Genomic DNA, 17,771 nt, shown 5'->3' with positions numbered 1-17,771 from the left:
CAATTCTCGTGTAAGAATCTGCTACCATTGGCAGCAAATAAATACAACGATGAGTAATGTCATGACTTTTACCGTTTCAGGTGTCCTAAGAAAAATGCAAGGTAGTGATAACGAGCAAATCGATTATCACCTACCTGTAGGTGAACACCTTGTTCACTTAAACCCATTAATAGGTAAGAAAATATCTCTGGTCCATTCCGGAAATATATACTGTTGTAACTGCGGTAAGAAAACCAAGAAAAGCTATTCACAGGGCCACTGTTTTGTCTGTATGAAGAAACTGGCGAGCTGTGATATGTGCATAATGAAACCTGAGACATGCCACTATGACGAAGGAACCTGTCGGGAACCCGAGTGGGCTCAGTCTCACTGCATGGTTGACCACTATGTTTATCTATCAAATACATCGAGCCTAAAAGTTGGGATTACCCGCCATACACAAATACCGACACGCTGGATAGATCAGGGAGCAACTCAGGGGTTACCCATTATAAAAGTCAAAACACGTCAGTTATCAGGGCTAATCGAGGTTGAACTCGCGAAGCACATCGCAGATAAGACCAATTGGCGAACCCTATTGAAAGGCGATGGGGATAAACTCGATTTGCATCAAAAATGGCAACAATTACGACCTCTGGTAGAAGACCATATCGACTCACTAAAGCAACAATTTGGTTCCGATTCTATCACTATTCTAGAAGACGAAGCGTTGTTGAATTTATCCTATCCAGTACAACAACATCCAACCAAAATAGTCTCCCATAACTTTGATAAAGAACCCGTAGTCGAAGGCATTTTACAAGGCATCAAAGGTCAGTATCTTCTGTTCGATACAGGGGTAATCAATATCAGAAAGTTCACTTCATATGAAGTTGAAGTCACTGCCTAAAGACGTATCTCAATCACATCCATAATAGATAACCTCTTGTTAATAGAGGTTATTTTCCTTTCAATATTATTTACATAAACCAACAAAAGTTACAAAAGTGTCACATAGTTACATAAAAGGATAACGCAACGTTATTCCTCATAATCACTGATAGACTTCGCAGCAGTTGACCCTACGTCTCTACATAAAAATTAAGGTTAAAATTATGCTTAGTAATGTGATGTCCTCACGCGAGAATGAGGTTGGACGCGAGCAAAGAGCGATGAATATCGTCTACTTCTGTTCTGCCGTTATCATTTTATTTGCTGCAACACAGAATCTGCTTCCATCAGGTTTAATTGGTGCTTTAGGTATCATGGCTGTTGTAGGTTACATACTTAATGTTGTTGGTGATCGAACTCCAATCCTAAACCAGTTTTTTGGTGGCGGTGCGATTGCCGTTATTTTTGGCTCATCGTATCTATTCCATAGCGAATGGATGCCAGCAGAAACAACTCAAACGATCACGACATTCGTTAAAAGTGGTGGCTTCTTATCCTTCTTTATCGCCAGTTTAGTCACCGGCTCTGTACTCGGTATGGACAGAGATGTTCTGAAAAAAGCAGCACTAAAATACATTCCCGTCATTCTTGCTGGTGTCGCATTTGCTTTCCTGTTTGCTGGTATTGCAGGCGCGATCGCAGGGAATGGCTTTTTCGATTCAATCATGTTACTCGCTTTGCCAATCATGGGCGGTGGTATGGGTGCCGGCGCTGTTCCACTAGTTGAAATCATGTCTGGTAGAACTGGTATGTCAGGCGAATTCCTAATGTCAAAAATGGTTCCTGCTCTGGCCATTGGTAACGCGGTATCCATTGTATGTGCAGGTTTACTTGATAAGTTAGGTAAGAAATTCCCATCTCTAACGGGTAATGGACAACTTATTCGTGGTGGCCAAGACGTGGCTAAGCAAGAACAAGAAAATGTGCCTATTACCATTAACTTGCTAGGTACGGGTGCTTTAATCGCAATCTCCATGTTCTTCGTAGGCACAGTCCTGAGTAACGTAATCGCGATGCACTCTTACGCACTCATGATTTTATTCGTAGCATTCTTAAAAGTTACCGGCATCATGCCACGTCAATTAGAGCAAGCAGCACACGCTTGGTATAAATTTGTCGTAGATAACCTAACGCCTGCACTGCTCGTTGGTATTGGTGTCGCTTATACTGATCTAGACCAAATTGTTAACTCGTTGAGTTTGGTCTATTTCCTTATTGTTACTGCAACAGTTCTCGGTGCGGTTGTAGGGACAGGTCTTTTGGGACGCCTCATGGGCTTCAACCCAATCGAAGCAGCAATTACTGCTGGCCTGTGTATGGCAAATATGGGTGGTACTGGCGACGTAGCTGTATTGGCTGCCAGTAAACGTATGGAATTGATGCCATTTGCACAGATTTCATCCCGAATCGGTGGAGCGTTCATGCTCATATTGGCAACATTTATCATTCAGTTGCTATAACTATCTGACAATATACTTAGTTCCTCTCAAAAATGGGTTGGTCACGGATGACTAACCCATTTTTATTTTTCAGCACTAAGAATGATATAACGCTCTGTTGCGGTTTGCTGTCATAACAAACACATCCATATGCCCTTCTCCATCATTTTTAACCGCACGAATAGGACTGGCATTATGCCAAAGTTCATGGTCAGCAAGCATTGCAATTTCACCGTCATCAAGTACCTTACGATAAAACGGCGCATCATGATTTCCCTGATAAATCATAAGTTCACCGCCAACCACATTTTGCCGATTTATCCCAATCATAGCGATGCAGTCAAAGCCATCCTGATGGACACCTTCTGGTGACACAGGAGTTTCATCAAATACTGGCGCAATCCTCATTTGGTGAATTTCAATTTCTTGTCCATTGGGCAGATGATTTAATTCGACGAACAGTTCGCACAACTCTTTTAACCCCTTGCTTTCAATAGTGCGATTTAATAATGGCTCGAAGTTCCGTTTCACACCACCCTGATAGTGATTGTATGTTTCACTTTGAGTAAAGTCGTGCTTTTCCGTTGGTACAACTTGCTGATCAACAAAGCGGATGACCGAATAACGTCTAAGACGAAATTTTCCGTCGGCATGCTCGGTATGAGGTAATTGCTCAAACGAAGGAGCGAGTTCCCTTACTGCACTCTGACTTAAGTGTGTTAGATGTAACGTGTTGTCATGTTCTGTGGTAATCATATATCACTCCTTACGAAGCTTATCTGATAACATTCTCATTACTAAAATTAGTCAAACATTCTGCCAATTCAAATTTATTCAACATTTAACGTCACAAAAAAGTCATATATGTAATTTAAGGCCGATAATGGCACAAATAATAGTATTTAAACCCAAAAGAAAAGCCAGGTTATATTTAATCCTAGAACTATTATCTATTAATTTATTAATAACGCCTTTTTTACCCTCCATATCAAGGAATTATGACGGAAAGAAGTGTCCTGTAACGAAATTCAATAACTTTGACCTATCCTATTAATAGGCACGAACATCTCCTAATTAATAGCATTCTGATGTATCGTACTTTCGGTTCTAATACATAACCTTTTATTTACCGGTTGTTTACCCTTAGTGCTTTAACTTGGTAAAGGAATCTCTTAGAATCTTTCGAAATAATAGACACATAAAAATGGGGCGACTATGAGCGACGCAAAACACAGTAAACTTCTGATTTTAGGTTCCGGTCCTGCCGGATACACTGCAGCGGTTTACGCAGCTCGTGCGAATTTAGATCCAGTATTGATTACCGGTATGCAACAAGGTGGTCAGCTTACAACAACAACAGAAGTAGAGAACTGGCCGGGTGATGCAGAAGGTCTGACTGGTCCGGGTTTAATGGATCGCATGAAAGAACATGCAGAAAGATTCAACACTCAAATTATTTTTGACCACATTAATGAGGTCGATCTTAAACAACGTCCGTTCACTTTGAAAGGCGATAGCGAAGTTTATACCTGTGACGCATTGATTATCACTACGGGCGCTTCAGCTAAGTACCTTGGCCTAGATTCAGAAGAAGCATTCAAAGGCCGTGGTGTATCAGCTTGTGCTACATGTGACGGTTTCTTCTATCGTAATCAAAAAGTGGCAGTTGTTGGTGGTGGTAATACGGCAGTAGAAGAAGCACTTTATCTGTCAAATATCGCCTCAGAAGTGCACCTTATTCACCGTAGAGATACGTTCCGTTCAGAGAAAATCTTGATTGACCGTATGATGGACAAAGTTGCAAACGGCAACATTATTTTACACACTGACCGCACGCTTGAAGAAGTCGTCGGTGACGATATGGGTGTAACTGGTGTTCGTCTTAAAGACACAAAATCCGGTGACGTTGAACAACTCGATGTCATGGGTGTTTTCATTGCTATCGGCCACCAGCCAAACACCAGCATCTTTGCTGATCAACTAGAGCTCAAAGACGGATATATCGTAGTTCAGTCAGGTTTGAATGGTAACGCAACACAAACAAGTGTTGAGGGTGTATTCGCTGCTGGTGACGTAATGGATCATAACTACCGTCAAGCAATCACTTCTGCAGGAACTGGATGCATGGCTGCGCTAGATGCAGAGCGTTATCTGGATAGCCTAGCTAAATAAGTCGCATACGTTTTTGTTAGAATATACTAATGATAAGCCCAGTGGTGTTTCCTCTGGGCTTTATTTTGTATACTATTGCTCCCACTTCATTATCATCATTCTAACAAGAAAGCCTTCAAAACAATGGATAGAAAAAAGCAAAAACGCTTGAATACTTGGCTACGTCAGCAAAGTAAACTGGCTAAGCGCTGGTTAATGATCGCTGTCGGTCTTGGTGTTCTTTCAAGTTTTTTTCTGATCGGGCAAGCCGCTTTATTAGCATCAATGCTTTATCAGCTTGTTATCGAATCAGTAGATAAACACACACTTATTCCCCAATTCTTTGGTCTTATCGCCTTAATCGCTGGTCGAGCCTTCTGTTCTTGGGCCAGAGAGCTAGCTGGTTTTAGATGTGGACAAGAAATCCGCATCTATATACGTCAGCTTATTCTAAATAAACTGAGAGAAATGGGTCCGGCCTACATCAAAGGTAAACCTGCAGGTGCCTGGGCGACTTTAACGCTCGAGCAAGTAGAAAACATGCAAGATTTCTTTGCCCGTTATCTACCACAAATGTCTCTGTCTGTGTTTATCCCTTTTGTCATCCTGGTCGTCGTATTCCCAATAAACTGGGCTGCGGGTTTAATATTTCTGATTACTGCCCCACTCGTTCCATTCTTTATGGCTCTGGTTGGTATCAAGGCAGCAGATGCAAGTCGTAAGAACTTCAAAGCTCTACAACGACTATCAGGACATTTTTACGATCGTCTTCAGTCAATGACGACCATAAGAATGTTCGATAAGACAAAAGCGGAATCCGATCATCTGCGTGCAGCATCCGATGTTTTTCGTGAACGAACAATGGATGTCTTACGTATCGCATTCTTGTCTTCAGCTGTACTGGAATTTTTCACCTCAGTATCCATCGCTGTAACAGCGGTTTACTTTGGCTTTAGCTTCATAGGCGAGCTTAATTTTGGATATTACGGTGCGGGCGTGACTCTATTCTCCGGACTCTTCATTCTCATTTTGGCTCCAGAGTTTTATCAGCCTTTACGTGATTTAGGCACTTTCTATCACGCTAAGCAACAGGCAGTGGGCGCAGCAGAAAGTATCGTCGATTTCCTAAGCCTAGAAGTTGAAGAAATCAAATTTGGACGCAATAGCATTCCAAACCCAAGTACCATATCGATTGAAGCGCGTGACCTTGAAGTTTTAAATCCAGAAACAGGATCAACACTTGTCGGTCCGGTGTCTTTTAAGCTTTCAAGTTCAAAACATACTGCTCTTGTTGGTCCGAGTGGCGCGGGTAAAACTTCACTTATCAACGCTATTCTTGGGTTTATGCCGTATAAAGGCGAACTATTGATAAACGGCGTTCCAATGCACGATCTTGATCTATCGGAATGGCGTAAACAGATAAGCTGGGTCGGCCAGAACCCTGTATTACTGCACGGCTCAATTCGTGACAATGTCACGCTAGGTAAGAATAATGTAGCAGAAGAAACCATCAAAGAAGCACTGGATCAATCTTTCGCTTCTGAGTTTATAGAATCGCATGGCATGGATTACTTGATCTCGGATCGCTCGGGCGGACTTTCCGTCGGACAGGCGCAGCGACTTGCTGTAGCGCGAGCAGCAATTCAAAATGGGTCCTTCTGGCTCCTTGATGAACCGACAGCGAGCTTAGATGCAAAAAGCGAGCAGTTAGTGATGCAAGGCTTGGATAATCAAACGATCAATAAGACAACATTGCTCGTTACTCACCAGCTCGCCCCACTAAAATCTATGGATCAGATCCTCGTGCTCGAAGACGGCAAAATTATTCAAATTGGTGATTTTGACCAACTAAGCCAAGCGGAGGGTGTGTTTAAACAGATGCTCAATGCTAATGTAGTAATCCAATCTCAAGATAAGGGGAACTTAGATGCGTGATTTAATCCCTTTCTTAAAACTGTATCGTAAACATTGGTTTGGTCTAACGCTGGGTATGGTACTTGCGCTATTAACGCTCTGTGCGTCAATAGGCCTGTTAACACTCTCAGGGTGGTTCTTGTCTGCGTCGGCTATAGCAGGACTGACTATCGCAAGAGAAACATTCAATTATATGCTTCCCGGCGCGTTTGTCCGTGGCCTCGCTATCGGACGTACAGCAGGTCGCTGGGGTGAACGAGTAGTCAGTCATAACGCGACATTTAAAGTACTCGCTGATTTACGTATTTTCTTCTTCGACAAATTATCCCCTCTGATTCCAGGGCGCGTAGCCAACCTTCGTGATGCGGATTTATTAAATAGACTGGTTGCTGATGTTGACGCAATGGACCACGTCTATTTACGTTTGATCAGCCCGATGTTGGTCGGTACATTCGGAATTATTTTCCTAACTCTGTTTCTCTGCTGGTTTAACCTGCAAATGGGATTGGTCTTAGGTGGAATCTTATTAGTTCTGCTCATCAGTTGGCCATTTCTCTTCTACAAATTAGGCAAGAAGAATGGATATGAGTTGACCGACGAGCGAGCCAAGTTCCGAGTGGCGTTAATGGACTGGATTCAGGGCTTTAGTGAATTAAGTATATTCGGCGCAGAAGAACAATATCGTGATCGTATCTCGACACATGAAACTAACCTCATTGCTAAGCAGAAGTTCAATGCTCATGTAACGGGTCTTGCTCAGGCACTATTGCTGTTAACTAACGGCCTGACGCTGGTACTTATGTTATGGGTCGTGGGTGATGGTATTCATTCCGGCGTAGAACAAGATCCTCTTATCGCGATGGCGGTTTTTGCCACGATGGCGAGTTTTGAGCTACTTATGCCGATTGCCGGTGCGTTTCAATACTTGGGGCAAACACTCTCATCAGCACGCCGACTAAATGAAGTTCTCGACGCTAAGCCTGAGGTTGAATTTAAATCGGAGAAAAACGAAATTAACCATCTCGATATAGCATTTAAGAACGTTGATTTTCGTTATTCAGATGATGAGTCCTACGCACTCAAAGACATCAACCTTGAAATCCAGACCGGGAAGAAGCTGGCTATTGTAGGTCAGACCGGTTCAGGGAAATCAACATTGATTCAGCTACTATCACGTTACTGGGATCCTAAACGTGGTTCAGTCTCTATTGGTGGTATTGATCTTACCCAATGGAACGAAAGTCAACTGCGTGCAGCAATTAGCGTTGTAAGCCAACGAGTTGATATTCTAAACGGGTCACTTAGAGATAACCTGTTAATCGCAAAATCTGATTCAACAGATGAGCAACTTAGCGATCTTCTATCCAGTGTGGGTTTGGACAAGCTGTTAAAAGAAGCTGGACTTGATACATGGCTTGGTGATGGTGGTAGACAATTGTCTGGCGGTGAAAAGCGTCGTATTGGTATCGCTCGTGCCCTTCTTCACGACGGTGATATTATTCTGCTAGATGAGCCAACCGAAGGTCTCGATAAATCAACAGAGCAAAGCATCATGAACCTGTTGATGAAACATTTTGAGAATAAAACGGTGTTGTTTGTCACACACAGACTAGTCAATCTGGATAAGATGGACTCCATTTGTCTGATAGAGCAAGGACAAGTTGTAGAGTACGGCAGCCATAACGCGTTATTGGCTCAAGGTGGTCGCTATTATCAATTAAATCAAACGCTGTAAAAACGGTTTATCTCCGACATAAAAAAACCTGAGCTCATCACTCAGGTTTTTTTGAAACAATAGAAAACTGTCTAATTACGGGCGACGCTGTTGTTTGTTACCCGCTTTTTTTGCAGTGCTTCTTCCTCGAGGAGTACTTACTCGCTCTTCATGACGTTTGACCGCACGACGAATTTTCTGACTACGCGCTCTTTCACGTTTTCTTGACGTGTTATCTTTATTTTGATCAATCATAGTGCGTTGCTCTGGCTTAAGCTCTACCAACTCACGCAAATAATTCACCTGTTTCAATTCGAGCTCAGTCCAACCACCACGAGGTAGCGTTTTTTCTAGGAAAATATCACCATAGCGAACACGTTTAAGACGGCTTACGGTTGTGTCCTGAGACTCCCAAAGACGTCTTACTTCACGGTTTCTACCTTCGTTGATAACGACGTAAAAAGTATGGTTGATTCCTTCTCCACCAGCATAAACAATGTCCTCAAATCGGGCAACGCCGTCTTCAAGTTCAACACCATTTACGAGATTACGAATCTTGTTTTCGTTAACTTCCCCAAATACACGAACCAGATACTCACGTTCTACCTGACGACTTGGGTGCATCAGACGGTTGGCTAACTCGCCATCCGTTGTAAAAAGCAACAGACCAGAAGTGTTAGCATCCAGACGACCAACAGAAATCCAGCGCGACCCGCGGATTTTTGGTAGTCGGTCAAATACCGTACGGCGACCTTCTGGATCATGACGAGTACACAGCTCACCCTCAGGTTTGTAGTAAGCTAATACACGGCATATCACTTCTTCTTGTGCTTTGATTGAAACATTATGTCCATCAATACGCACAACAGCGTTTTCGTCCTCTAGGCGTTCACCCAGAGTAGCTACCTTGCCATTAACACTTACGCGACCTGCACGAATCAACGCTTCTAATTCTCTGCGAGAACCATGACCTGCGCGTGCTAAAACCTTTTGTAACTTTTCGCTCATTTATTTACCTTGTATGTCGTCTTCTCAGACGTCGAATAGAAAAATGCGACCGCATTAGGCGGTCGCACATTATCTCAAACTCTAGCGAAAAAAGCATCATAATAATACTATTCGAAAGGCTGTATATCTCCAGAGCCTACACGAACAACTTCAGGTTCGCCTTCGCTAAAATCAATGACTGTGGTTGGTTGTTCACCAAGGTATCCGCCATCTAAAATAACATCAACTGCATGCTCCAGTTGGTCTCGAATATCTTCAGGATTACTTTCCGTCGTATCGTTACCAGGCAAAATAAGAGATGTCGACATCAATGGTTCGCCCAACGCCTCCAGTAAGTCTAGCGCAATTTTGTTATTCGGTACTCGAATACCGATTGTTTTGCGCTTGGCATTCATCAGTCTTCTCGGAACTTCCTTAGTCCCTTTAAAAATAAACGTGTACGGCCCCGGTGTGTTGTTTTTCAGTAAACGAAACGCCACATTATCAACACGAGCGTAAATCGATAATTCGGATAAATCACGACATAACAATGTGAAGTTATGCTTGTCATCTAAACGTCTGATTTGACATATTTTCTCAAGTGCATGCTTGTTCTCAAGCTGGCAACCAAGAGCATAACCGGAATCAGTTGGATAAACGACGACACCACCGTTACGAATAATTGCAACCGCTTGATTAATTAGTCTTGTTTGTGGGTTCTCGGGATGTACATAAAAATACTGGCTCATCACTACTCCTCGCCAACAGGCCTATTCAGCCATTTTGTCCGGGGAAAGACCCCAATCCTTCCAGACGGGTTCAACCCCTGCTGGGAGCCATAAATTTCTTCCAAGTTCCAACCAATTTGTTGGATAGTGGAAGTCGCTCCCCTGTGACGCTAATAAATTGTATTGTATAGCATAATCGGACAAATTTCTTCTATCTTGTTGACTTTGCTGCGGCAAAGCCACTTCCATTGCATCCCCACCAGCTTCTGCAAACGCACCAATTAAGCGTTTTACCCATTTGGTGGTTAAGTCATATCTACCTGGGTGCGCTAGAACAGCTTGACCACCAGATTGGTGAATAATATCAATGGCTTCTTCCATACTACCCCAGTTTGGCGGTACGTAACCTGTATTGCCTCTTGAGAGATATTTTTTAAACACTTGCTGAATATTTTTGACGTAACCATGATCGACTAACCACTTAGCAAAATGCGCCCGAGTTAGAGATGCTCCGTTAGCCATTTCTGTTACTTCATCCAATATTTGCTCATTTTTTAATGCTTTACTCAAACGTTCAGCAATCAACTCAGCCCGCTCCTGCCGACGTACTTTTTGCTGCTCCATGAAGCTGACAAGAATCGGAGATTGAGGGTCAATATTAAGTCCAACGATATGGATATCTTTGTTTTGCCATAATGTCGATATTTCAATCCCGGAGATCAGCTGAAGCGAGTTATTATCTGAATTATTGAGATACGCTTGAGCTTCAGCTAACCCATTCGTCGTATCATGGTCAGTAATGGCAAGGACTTTAACATCAAACTCCATTGCTCGAGCAATAAGCTCAGAAGGCGTCAAACGACCGTCCGATGCTGTTGTGTGACTATGTAAATCTATTTTCATAATATTTTTATTAAAATGACCATTTAAGGCTTGACTTTTTTTGCTTGAACTAGTTTACTAGTACGCAAATACAAAACAGGTATCTCGCTATGCTACATAAGTTTAAGTCACTGTTAAATGCCACAACCGAACTATCGCTAAGCTCTTGGCGTTGGTGGCATATTAATTTCTTGAACTATCAAGCGGATGCCTAGTGCATAAATCCTGATGAAAGGCCCGCTTTTGAGCGGGCCTTTTTCGTTTGAGCACAGTACCGAAAAAGTAATAAATACACTCTAAACTGTGTCTCATAGAAAAGAAAATTATTTAGGGAATATCGGATGAAAAACTCAGCACACGGTACAAATAAAGGGAACATTAACGTCATCAGACAATCTATCCCGTACTATTCTGACCCTACAAGTCTTTTCCATACGTTGTGTGAAAAGAAAACAGATAGCCTTCTTCTCGAGTCTGCCGAGATTGATTCAAAAGAAGATCTCAAGAGCCTACTACTCATTGACTCGGCAGTACGAATCGTCTGCGAAGGTCTGGACGTCACATTTGAAGCATTAACTACCAACGGTCATAACCTCATTCAGTTTCTAGCTGATAAATTAAATGAGTCTATTTCGTTTTCTACTCAGGAAAATGCACTCACACTACACTTTACTGCAGCAGACAGTAATCTGGACGAAGACTCTCGTCTAAAACAAGCATCACCCTTTGATGCACTACGAATGATTCAGCAAACGTTCCATCTTGATAACGAAGATAAATACGCCATTTTTATCGGCGGATTATTCGCTTACGACCTTGTTGCTAATTTCGAACCACTGGGAGAAGCAAAGTCTATCAACCAGTGTCCTGATTACGTATTTTATGTGGCTGAAACGCTACTCATAATTGACCATCAATCAGAACAGTGCATTCTTCAGGGAACAATATTTGATAGCGATAATGCCCCTTTGACATTACTAAATAACCGCTTAACACAAATAAGCGAACAATGTCTCAACCCTGTAACGTTGCCAGAAGCAATCAAAGTCGCCGATATGAGTGTTTCCACCTCGATTAGCGATAAAGATTATTGCCAAACGGTCTCTGAGCTAAAAGATTACATTGTTAAAGGCGATATTTTTCAAGTTGTACCATCAAGACGTTTTCAACTACCTTGCCCTTCGCCTTTGGCTGCTTATAAATCGCTCAAAGCCAGTAACCCAAGTCCATATATGTTCTACATGCAGGACGAGCGTTTTACCTTGTTTGGTGCCTCTCCAGAAAGTGCACTCAAATATGAAAAAGACACTAACCAGATTGAAATTTATCCTATCGCAGGCACACGTGGTCGTGGGAAAAATGCAGACGGTTCGATTAACCTCGACCTTGATGGCCGCATTGAGCTGGAACTGCGAACTGATAAAAAAGAAAACGCAGAACATATGATGTTAGTGGATTTGGCGCGTAATGATGTTGCGCGTATCTCCCAAGCCGGCAGCAGACACGTAGCCGATTTACTTAAAGTTGACCGTTATAGCCATGTAATGCACTTGGTCTCGCGCGTTGTCGGTCAGTTACGAGAAGACCTTGATGCTTTACACGCCTATCAAGCCTGCATGAATATGGGCACGCTTACTGGCGCACCAAAAATTCGCGCAATGCAATTGGTTCGTCAGTATGAGAAAGAACGTCGCGGAAGCTACGGTGGTGCGGTTGGATACTTAACGGGTCATGGCGATCTAGACACATGTATCGTGATTCGATCTGCGTATGTTGAAAATGGCGTTGCAAGTGTTCAGGCTGGTGCCGGCGTTGTTTATGACTCAATCCCTCAACTTGAGGCTGATGAAACTCGTGGTAAAGCACAAGCTGTTATCTCAGCAATTCAAACCGCACATCAAGTGAAGTAAGGATATTCTCATGGCTAATATAATTTTTATCGATAACTTTGATTCCTTCACTTATAACCTCGTTGATCAATTTCGTTCTCTTGGTCACAACGTGACGGTCTATCGTAACAGTATTTCAGCGGCAACAATTGCTTCTGCAGCATTGGAAACACCGAACTCGATTATCGTGTTATCTCCTGGACCTGGCACCCCATCCAACGCAGGCTGTATGCCTGAGCTTATTCAAACCTTAAAAGGCAAAGTGCCAATGATCGGGATTTGTCTCGGCCATCAGGCAATCGTTGAGGCATATGGCGGTACTGTCAGCGGAGCCGGACAAATTATCCATGGTAAAGTATCGATGATGGAACACAACAATCATCCAACCTATGAAAGTTTGCCATCACCATTTGCGATTGCTCGATACCACTCTTTGGTTGCAAGAGAAGTCCCTCAGACATTAACGGTGACAGCGGAAGTTGATGGGCTAGTCATGTCGGTTGTACACGAACAAGACAAGGTGTGCGGATTTCAATTTCACCCTGAATCAATTATGACGACATACGGTGCAAAATTGCTCTCGAATGCGATCAGTTGGGCGCAACAGTAATTAACAAAGATAACGATAACTGCGCCAGACATTCGAGAATAGAAATAAAGGATTAAAGACATGCAAGCAACACAAACAATCGTAAACAAGCTTTATGAACAGCAGAATCTGACTAAGCAAGAAAGCCAAACGCTCTTCGATACTCTCATTAAAGGTCAACTTGATCCTATCTTAATGGGTGCAGCACTAGCAGCATTGAAAATCAAAAAAGAAACGCCCGATGAAATATCAGGCGCCGTAGAAGCGTTACTTGCCAACGCAACCGAGTTCCCTCGTCCAGACTATGACTTTGCTGATATTGTTGGTACTGGCGGCGATGGAGCGAATACGATTAATATTTCGACTACATCCGCGTTTGTTGCTGCGGCTTGTGGCTTTAAAGTAGCGAAACACGGTAACCGTGGTGTATCAAGTAAGTCTGGCTCATCTGACCTGCTTGATGCTTTTGGTATCAATCTGGCCATGACTCCAGAAGATACTCGCACAGCCTTGGATGAATTAGGGGTTGCGTTCATGTTTGCACCGCAATATCACGGTGGCGTTAAGCACGCAATGCCAGTAAGACAAGCCATGAAAACCCGTACTATTTTTAATATCCTCGGTCCCCTTATTAACCCAGCCCGACCAAATATTGAGCTAATGGGTGTCTACAGTCCGGAATTAATTCAACCTATCGCACAAACTATGTTAAAAATGGGTATGAAAAGAGCCGCTGTTATTAATGGTTCTGGTCTTGATGAAGTGGCCATTCATGGTCCAACCCAGGTAGCCGAAATTAAAGATGGTAACATCATAGAATACACGCTGACTCCTGAAGACTTTGGCCTTGAGACCTACCCACTCTCTGCGATTGAAGGTGGAGAACCGGAAGAAAACAAGCGTATTATAACGGATATATTGACCGGCAAAGGTAAGCCTGCTCATATCGCTGCCGTTGCAGCTAACGTCGCCTTATTACTTCGCCTCTTCGGTGAAGAAGATCTCAAAGCGAATGCTGCACGAGCCATTGATGTGATGAACTCAGGTCGAGCCTTTGAATTGGTTGAAAAACTTGCAGCACGAGGATAAGGAAATGACGGATAAGTTATCTGAGCACATCACAACCAGAGACACTCAAATGGCAGAAGTACTGGCCAAGATTGTGGCAGATAAGCGTATTTGGGTTGAAGAACGAATGAAAACTCAACCATTGGATAGCTTCAAATCTCTGGTTACCCAATCAGATAGAAGTTTTTATGATGCGCTTAAGTCCGAGAAAACCGCCTTCATATTGGAATGTAAAAAAGCATCGCCATCCAAAGGACTGATTCGCGACCATTTCGACCTGGATTATATTGCGTCTATATATAACAAATACGCAAACGCGATTTCAGTTTTGACCGACGAGAAATATTTTCAGGGTAGCTTTGATTTTATCAATCAGGTTCGCAGCCAAGTGTCACAACCCGTGCTGTGTAAAGACTTCATGGTATCGGAATATCAGGTCTATCTAGCTCGTCACTATAAAGCTGACGCGATTTTACTCATGCTTTCAGTATTGGAAGATGATGCCTATCAGGATCTCGCAAAACTCGCCCATTCTTTAGGCATGGGGGTGTTAACTGAGGCAAGTAACGATGAGGAAGTGGAAAGAGCTATTAATTTAGGCGCAAAGGTGATTGGTATTAATAATCGTAACCTTCGTGACCTCACCACCGATCTCAATCGCACCAAGATGCTGGCGCCTAAACTTCCTAAAGATGTAACGATCATCTCTGAATCAGGTATTTATACCAACCAGCAAGTAAGAGAGTTAAGCCAGTTTGCTAATGGTTTCCTAATTGGCAGCTCCTTGATGTCGGAAGACAACATTGAGCTTGCGGTACGTAAAGTCATCTACGGTGAAATTAAAGTATGTGGACTGACATCACGAGACGATGCGGCTAAAGCCTATCAAGCCGGCGCTATCTTTGGTGGATTAATCTTTGTCGAAAAATCGCCACGTCATGTGGACGTCAACAGAGCAAAATCCATTATGGATGGAGCACCGTTAAGATACATCGGTGTATTCCAAAATCAGGATATCCAGGATGTGGAGCACGTTGCACGTGAACTCAATTTAACCGCAGTGCAATTGCATGGTGACGAAGATCAGCTCTACGTTGATGCCCTTAGAACATTGTTACCCGATTCAACCCAGATTTGGAAAGCGTACGGTGTTAAAGATCAATTCCCTGAACTTATCTCGCAGCATGTCGATCGCCACTTATGTGATAGCAAGATTGGTAACCAGTCTGGTGGGACGGGTAAGGTCTTCGACTGGCAACTTCTTTCAACGAATAATCAGGTTATGCTCGCTGGCGGAATCTCACCAGAGAATATTGCCTCAGCAGCAAACCTAGGCTGTATTGGACTGGATCTCAATTCTGGGGTAGAAAGCGAACCCGGCAAAAAAGACAGTCAAAAATTAAAACTGGCGTTTGAAAAACTACGTCAATACTAAAACGCTAAGCGCCTAACAATTTCAGTTTTAAGGAAACATTATGTCTAAATTAAATGCCTACTTTGGTGAATACGGTGGTCAGTTTGCACCACAGATTCTTGTCCCTGCATTAGACCAATTAGAGCAAGCGTTTATCGATGCTCAAAGCGATCCAGAATTTCAGGCTGAATTTCTTGGTCTGTTACAAGAATATGCAGGTCGTCCAACTGCGCTTACGTTAACGCGTAACATCACCAAAGGTACAAAAACAAAAATCTATCTTAAACGTGAAGACCTACTTCACGGTGGCGCTCACAAAACTAACCAAGTGTTAGGTCAGGCATTATTGGCTAAACGCATGGGTAAAACCGAGATAATTGCCGAAACAGGTGCCGGTCAGCATGGTGTTGCAACCGCTATTGCATGTGCACTCCTAGACCTTAAATGCCGTATTTATATGGGTGCTAAAGACGTTGAGCGCCAAAGTCCTAACGTATTTCGTATGCGTTTGATGGGCGCGGAAGTCATCCCTGTACACTCTGGTTCTGCGACACTAAAAGATGCCTGTAATGAAGCAATGCGTGATTGGTCTGGTTCTTATGAAAATGCTCACTACCTACTCGGTACAGCAGCAGGCCCTCACCCATTCCCGACGATCGTACGTGAATTTCAAAAAATGATCGGCGAAGAAACTAAGAATCAGGTACTTGCAAGAGAAGGACGTCTGCCAGACGCAGTGATCGCTTGTGTTGGTGGTGGTTCTAACGCCATTGGTATGTTCGCTGATTTTATTGACGAACCCAGTGTCAAATTGATCGGTGTCGAGCCAGGTGGTAAAGGTGTCGATACCCATATGCATGGCGCGCCTTTACGCCACGGTAAAACAGGTATTTACCTTGGAATGAAAGCACCTATGATGCAGACAGAGGACGGACAAATTGAAGAGTCTTACTCTATCTCTGCAGGTCTAGACTTCCCTTCTGTCGGTCCTCAACATGCTCATTTGAACGCAATTGGTCGTGCACAATATGAAAATGCTACAGATGACGAAGCACTGGATGCTTTCCAAAACTTAGCGAAACACGAAGGTATTATTCCAGCGTTAGAGAGTTCTCACGCACTAGCCTACGCGCTTAAACTTGCCTTTTCAGACCCAGAGAAAGAACAGATACTGGTAGTCAATTTATCAGGACGTGGCGATAAAGATATCTTCACTGTAAACAAAGCATTAGAAGAAAGAGGAACGTTATAATGGATCGTTATGCTGCACTATTCGACCGTCTTGGCGAAAAAAATCAGGGCGCTTTTGTTCCGTTTTTAACCATTGGCGATCCAAATCCAGAGTTATCAGAAAAAGCAATCTTTGCACTTGTGGAAGGCGGCGCTGACGCACTGGAACTTGGTATGCCATTTTCTGATCCACTGGCTGATGGTCCAACGATACAAGGGGCGAACCTAAGAGCGTTAAACGCGAACACCACAGTACAAAAGTGTTTCGATATCATCACATCGGTACGTTCTGCCTACCCAGATTTACCGATCGGACTACTAATGTATGCCAATCTGGTGTTTGCTAACGGTGTAGAATCGTTTTACAAACGTTGTAAAGACGCTGGTGTCGATTCAGTCTTAGTTGCTGACGTACCAACTAATGAGAGCAAAGACTTTGTTGCTGCCGCTGAAAAATTTGGTATCCACCCAATTTTCATTGCTCCGCCAACTGCTCCAGAAGAAACACTCAAAGCCGTAGCTCAATTGGGTTCAGGATATACTTACCTGCTCTCACGTGCTGGTGTTACAGGCGCTGAAACCAAGGCAAACATGCCTGTACATGAACTACTAGATAAACTCGCTTCTTTTGACGCCCCACCTTGTCTACTTGGCTTTGGTATTTCAGAGCCATCACAAGTAAAAGCTGCGTTAGAGTCTGGCGCAGCAGGTGCAATTAGTGGTTCAGCAGTTGTCAAAATTGTCGAGACCTATCAAGATGATCCCGACAAGATGCTTGCTGAGCTAAAAGCGTTCACTCAAGGAATGAAAGCAGCGACTCAGAAATAGATTTCTTC

Annotated in this window: 15 protein-coding genes; 11 read left to right on the top strand and 4 right to left on the bottom strand. The window is 43.2% G+C overall.

Features of this window, described 5'->3' with window-relative positions; genetic code table 11:
• Positions 1 to 61 precede the first annotated feature (61 nt).
• Together EES38_RS09050 and EES38_RS09045 are read left to right on the top strand one after the other, a co-directional pair.
• Positions 62 to 889, top strand: coding sequence for a DUF2797 domain-containing protein (locus EES38_RS09050; protein WP_124936855.1), 828 nt, complete (start codon positions 62 to 64; stop codon positions 887 to 889).
• 205 nt (positions 890 to 1,094) lie between these two features.
• Positions 1,095 to 2,390 (top strand): 2-hydroxycarboxylate transporter family protein, encoded by a 1,296-nt coding sequence (locus EES38_RS09045; RefSeq protein WP_124936854.1) that lies wholly within the window; start codon positions 1,095 to 1,097, stop codon positions 2,388 to 2,390.
• A 75-nt stretch (positions 2,391 to 2,465) separates the two neighbouring features.
• Here the strand turns inward: EES38_RS09045 and EES38_RS09040 are convergent, their stop codons facing one another.
• On the bottom strand, positions 2,466 to 3,122 hold the full coding sequence (locus EES38_RS09040; protein WP_166434247.1) for a 2OG-Fe dioxygenase family protein: 657 nt from the start codon (positions 3,120 to 3,122) through the stop codon (positions 2,466 to 2,468).
• Positions 3,123 to 3,584: 462 nt separating this feature from the next.
• On the opposite strand from EES38_RS09040, the gene trxB reads away from it, so the two are divergent.
• The 3 genes from trxB to cydC all read left to right on the top strand — a co-directional run bounded on the left by trxB (position 3,585) and on the right by cydC (position 8,169).
• Positions 3,585 to 4,541, top strand: a complete 957-nt coding sequence (trxB, locus tag EES38_RS09035; RefSeq protein WP_124936852.1) for a thioredoxin-disulfide reductase — start codon at positions 3,585 to 3,587, stop codon at positions 4,539 to 4,541.
• Between the two features lie 123 nt (positions 4,542 to 4,664).
• Positions 4,665 to 6,455, top strand: coding sequence for a heme ABC transporter permease/ATP-binding protein CydD (cydD, locus tag EES38_RS09030; RefSeq protein WP_124936851.1), 1,791 nt, complete (start codon positions 4,665 to 4,667; stop codon positions 6,453 to 6,455).
• Positions 6,448 to 8,169: a heme ABC transporter ATP-binding protein/permease CydC gene (gene cydC, locus EES38_RS09025; RefSeq protein WP_124936850.1), complete on the top strand. Its 1,722-nt coding sequence runs from the start codon at positions 6,448 to 6,450 to the stop codon at positions 8,167 to 8,169. The genes cydD and cydC overlap by 8 nt, the downstream gene beginning before the upstream one ends.
• A 75-nt stretch (positions 8,170 to 8,244) precedes the next feature.
• On the opposite strand, the gene rluB is transcribed toward cydC, so the two are convergent.
• From rluB to rnm, 3 genes are all read right to left on the bottom strand, one after another.
• Positions 8,245 to 9,156, bottom strand: coding sequence for a 23S rRNA pseudouridine(2605) synthase RluB (gene rluB, locus EES38_RS09020; protein WP_124936849.1), 912 nt, complete (start codon positions 9,154 to 9,156; stop codon positions 8,245 to 8,247).
• A gap of 107 nt (positions 9,157 to 9,263) precedes the next feature.
• Positions 9,264 to 9,884, bottom strand: a complete 621-nt coding sequence (locus EES38_RS09015) for an L-threonylcarbamoyladenylate synthase (protein ID WP_124936848.1) — start codon at positions 9,882 to 9,884, stop codon at positions 9,264 to 9,266.
• A gap of 21 nt (positions 9,885 to 9,905) precedes the next feature.
• Positions 9,906 to 10,766, bottom strand: a complete 861-nt coding sequence (gene rnm / locus EES38_RS09010; RefSeq protein WP_124936847.1) for an RNase RNM — start codon at positions 10,764 to 10,766, stop codon at positions 9,906 to 9,908.
• A 320-nt stretch (positions 10,767 to 11,086) separates the two neighbouring features.
• Here rnm and EES38_RS09005 point away from each other — a divergent pair, with 320 nt between their 5' ends.
• Genes EES38_RS09005 through trpA form a run of 6 tightly spaced genes read left to right on the top strand, consistent with a single transcriptional unit; the run spans position 11,087 to position 17,763 of the window.
• Complete coding sequence (locus EES38_RS09005; protein ID WP_124936846.1) at positions 11,087 to 12,655, top strand: anthranilate synthase component 1; 1,569 nt, start codon at positions 11,087 to 11,089, stop codon at positions 12,653 to 12,655.
• Between the two features lie 10 nt (positions 12,656 to 12,665).
• Complete coding sequence (locus EES38_RS09000) at positions 12,666 to 13,244, top strand: aminodeoxychorismate/anthranilate synthase component II (RefSeq protein ID WP_124936845.1); 579 nt, start codon at positions 12,666 to 12,668, stop codon at positions 13,242 to 13,244.
• 60 nt (positions 13,245 to 13,304) lie between these two features.
• Positions 13,305 to 14,312, top strand: a complete 1,008-nt coding sequence (gene trpD, locus EES38_RS08995) for an anthranilate phosphoribosyltransferase (protein WP_124936844.1) — start codon at positions 13,305 to 13,307, stop codon at positions 14,310 to 14,312.
• Between the two features lie 4 nt (positions 14,313 to 14,316).
• Entirely contained in the window at positions 14,317 to 15,726 is a 1,410-nt protein-coding gene (trpCF, locus tag EES38_RS08990) for a bifunctional indole-3-glycerol-phosphate synthase TrpC/phosphoribosylanthranilate isomerase TrpF (protein ID WP_124936843.1), read from the top strand.
• Between the two features lie 40 nt (positions 15,727 to 15,766).
• Complete coding sequence (gene trpB, locus EES38_RS08985) at positions 15,767 to 16,957, top strand: tryptophan synthase subunit beta (RefSeq protein WP_124936842.1); 1,191 nt, start codon at positions 15,767 to 15,769, stop codon at positions 16,955 to 16,957.
• Entirely contained in the window at positions 16,957 to 17,763 is an 807-nt protein-coding gene (trpA, locus tag EES38_RS08980) for a tryptophan synthase subunit alpha (protein WP_124936841.1), read from the top strand. Before trpB ends, trpA begins: the two co-directional genes overlap by 1 nt.
• Positions 17,764 to 17,771: the final 8 nt, after the last annotated feature.

Origin of the sequence: Vibrio viridaestus, assembly GCF_003856525.1 — a bacterium.
Taxonomy (GTDB): domain Bacteria; phylum Pseudomonadota; class Gammaproteobacteria; order Enterobacterales; family Vibrionaceae; genus Vibrio; species Vibrio viridaestus.
This window is presented reverse-complemented; position numbering and strand designations above follow the sequence as displayed.